The following is a 1,028-nucleotide window of genomic DNA, read 5'->3' on the forward strand; positions in this document are numbered from 1 at the left end:
GAGAGAGAGAGAGAGAGAGAGAGAGAGAGAGAGATGGGGATGTGGATAGAGGATATGAAAAACCTTTGGAATGTAAGGGCAAACTTGATTCAAGAAAGTATTTACAAAAACCTTTGTTTCGGTGAAATGGAGACCGCGGAGAGAGAGAGAGAGAGAGAGAGAGAGAGAGACCATAGTGCATTCTCTAGGGAAATTTCATGTGTGCAGAGATCCTACTCCTGTGCATAGCTACCCTTGGAGTCAGTGTGTGTGCGTGACTTCTCTTTCAAGTGCTGATTTTTTGTGATAGTGACCTGTCAGTGCTCTTTTATAGGTGCATGCTGCTTAGTTTAGTATGACTAATTAGGTTTAGGGACCTCAGCTAGAGATACAAAGCAAGAAGCCATGTCCCGAACGGTTGACCGGTGCTTTGTTTTGGGAGAAATAAGAAAATGATATTCTCCTAGGTGGGCCTTTGTGACCATCACCTAGAGAGAGGTGGAAATTCACAATGGCCTTTTATAGAATATTTTTTTGGCTTGAAACCGGTGTTGGGAAACAAACAAACTAGAACACCTCTATATAGTGATGTCACCCAAGAGCGTTGAAAGAGAAAAAAAAGAACACCAAAAGCTTTGGGAAACTCCTTTGAAACACCACTAATCCAACAAGAGTAGTCCCCTTGGGAATTTACTGACCATCACCCACCCAAGAGACTATGTCACATAGGAGCAAAACCCTGCCAAAGCATGGATTTACAGCACACGCCAACCAATGCATATGAAGACAAGGGCCTCCCCTTTCACCATTGAACATCACAAACCCACAACTTCAACATCAATTCCACAATTCATAGATACATGCCCTCCGAATCTGTCTACACACAATTTGCCACTAGGCTGCCATAGTCATAACCCTGCAGCGAACTAGTTGTAACCTGATGAGCACAACTCCAATTGGGGCACTTTAAAGCTTGAGAGAAATCTTGAAAAATGATTGGCGAGAAATCTGAAGATGACCAAAATTGAATCTACACACCGCTACATGAA

1 protein-coding gene is annotated in these 1,028 nt (G+C 42.9%); it reads left to right on the forward strand.

What is annotated here, in order from left to right; genetic code table 11:
• A partial coding sequence (locus tag DD606_RS26285; RefSeq protein WP_219824251.1) for a hypothetical protein occupies positions 1-228 on the forward strand: 228 nt, incomplete at its 5' end.
• Between the last annotated feature and the right edge of the window lie 800 nt (positions 229-1,028).

This window comes from Enterobacter cloacae complex sp. GF14B, from assembly GCF_004136805.1.
In the GTDB taxonomy this organism is placed as follows: Bacteria; Pseudomonadota; Gammaproteobacteria; order Enterobacterales; family Enterobacteriaceae; genus Enterobacter; species Enterobacter hormaechei_C.